2 protein-coding genes and 1 pseudogene are annotated in these 1,906 nt (G+C 73.6%); 1 reads left to right on the forward strand and 2 read right to left on the reverse strand.

What is annotated here, in order from left to right; translation table 11 throughout:
* Together AB0K28_RS51665 and AB0K28_RS51670 are read right to left on the reverse strand one after the other, a co-directional pair.
* Positions 1-470 (reverse strand): annotated as a pseudogene (locus AB0K28_RS51665) (adenosine deaminase); the annotation flags it as partial.
* The gene (locus AB0K28_RS51670; RefSeq protein ID WP_364386062.1) at positions 467-1,411 is read right to left on the reverse strand and encodes a nucleoside hydrolase; all 945 of its coding nucleotides are present in this window, start codon (positions 1,409-1,411) and stop codon (positions 467-469) included. The gene AB0K28_RS51670 and the pseudogene AB0K28_RS51665, both read right to left, overlap by 4 nt.
* Positions 1,412-1,508: 97 nt before the next feature.
* On the opposite strand from AB0K28_RS51670, the gene AB0K28_RS51675 reads away from it, so the two are divergent.
* A partial coding sequence (locus tag AB0K28_RS51675) for a LacI family DNA-binding transcriptional regulator (RefSeq protein ID WP_364386065.1) occupies positions 1,509-1,906 on the forward strand: 398 nt, incomplete at its 3' end.

Below are 1,906 nucleotides of genomic sequence, written 5' to 3' on the forward strand. Positions count from 1 at the left end.
ACGCCGGCGACCGATCCTCGGTGGCGCAGCGCGGCGGCCACGACCTGCTCACTGATCTCCGGCGGCTGCTGGCGCAGGCAGCACAGGAGGAGCGCGCAGCGGACGCCCGTCTGCTCCGATCCGGCCGCCAGGCCGTCGGCCACCGCCTCGACCGCCTCGTCGAGGGTCATGCCCCGCTCGCCGTGCAGCTGCGGCGCGAACCTGGCCTCGCCGTACACGACGCCGTCGGCGTGCCAGTCGTGCACGAGCTCCAGCGCCGCCCGGCGCAGCGCCTCGGGGGTCTGCAGCACCCGCAGGATCGGGTCGAGGTAGGTGAGGTAGGTCATCAGGTCGCCGCACTCGCGCGGGGCGACCACCAGCGACTCGACGGGTGCGCCCAGCGTGATGCCCTGCTGCCCGGCCAGCTCGGCGACCGTGGCGGGACGTACCGAACCGTCGAGATGGCAGTGCAGTTCGTAGCGGCCGGTCATGCGCGTGCCTCCTCCGGCGCCAGCAGGCCGAACAACAGTTCCTTGAAGCCCTTCTCGTCCACGCGGCGGACGAGGGTGACGTTGGGCGGCGGGCCGGTCAGCCGCCGCTCGACCATGGTCTGGCCCCGGGCCTCGTCCCCGAGCGCGATCCGCACGTGCGCCGTCTCCCGCTCGGCCACCAGACCGGGGCGCAGCGCCACCGCCATGGCCACCGGGTCGGGCAGGTCATAACCGGAGAGCCCGGTCACCCGGGCGGCCCACTCGGTCACCTTGCGGTTGATCCGGTGAGTGAAACCGGCCAGCGGGGAGTCCAGGGCGAGCAGCCGTTCCTGGTCGGCCGGCGTCATCACCGCGTCGCGCCGGGAGACGTCCCAGCCGATCCAGGTGACCCGGCCGGGATCGGCCGTCGCGAGGACGACCTGCGCGGCCTCGGGGTCCGCCCAGACGTTGAACTCCGCCGTCGCGCTGATGTTGCCGACCGCGTCGGGCGCGCCGGCCATGCAGTACACGTGCCGGTAGCGGCCCAGCAGGTCGCGGTCGCGCAGCAGCGCTGCGGCCAGATTGGTCAGCGGCCCGAGGGTGACCAGCGTGTACTCGCCCGGCCGTTCACGGGGCCGGTCGAGCAGCACGTTGACGGCGTGCCCGGCTTGGGGACGGCTCGCGGGCCCGGGCAGGCCGAGGTCGCCCATCCCGTCGTCGCCGTGCACCGGCTGCGCGGTGGACAGCGGGCGCACCATCGGGCGGTCGCAGCCCTCGAACACCGGCACGCCGTCCATCCCGGCGACTTCCAGGGTGAGCAGCGCGTTGCGGGTGGCCTGCCGCAGCGGGACGTTGCCCGCGACGGTGGTCACCGCGTCCAGCTCGGCGCTCTCGTCGCGCGCGGCGAGCAGCAGCGCCACGGCGTCGTCGGACGCGGTGTCGGTGTCCACGATCAGTTTCATCACGGCTCCGTGAAGGGGCAGTTGTCTAAACGTTTAGAATCGGTGTCGGGTGCAACGATGGTGGCCGCGTACGTGAGCTGTCAAGAAGGGAGCGGGTATGGCGGTGACGATGGCCGACGTGGCCCGCCGCGCCGGGACCTCGATCGCGGTGGTGAGCTACGTCGTGAACGGCGGGCCACGGCCGGTCGCGGCGCGCACGCGGGAACGTGTCATCGCCGCCGCGGCCGAGCTCGGGTACCGGCACAACCGGGTGGCCGCCGCGCTGCGCTCCGGCTCCTCCGGCCTGGTCGGCGTCGTCCTTCCCGACACGGTCAACCCCTACTTCGCGGCCCTCGGTCAGCGGCTGGAGGAGGCCCTCACCGCCTCCGGCAAGCTGATGGTCGCGGCGAACTCGGGCTACGACGGGCAGCGCCAGGCCGCCGTGATCGACGCCCTGCTGGGCGCGCAGGTCGACGGCCTGATCGTCGTCTCGGCCCCGGGCGCCGACGACCCGGC

It is taken from the genome of Nonomuraea sp. NPDC049504, from assembly GCF_040676845.1.
In the GTDB taxonomy this organism is placed as follows: Bacteria; Actinomycetota; Actinomycetes; order Streptosporangiales; family Streptosporangiaceae; genus Nonomuraea; species Nonomuraea salmonea.

Excerpts from the sequence above, each read along its gene's own strand:
- AB0K28_RS51670 (WP_364386062.1), bottom strand. The coding sequence starts at position 1,411 with ATGAAACTGATCGTGGACACCGACACCGCGTCCGACGACGCCGTGGCG.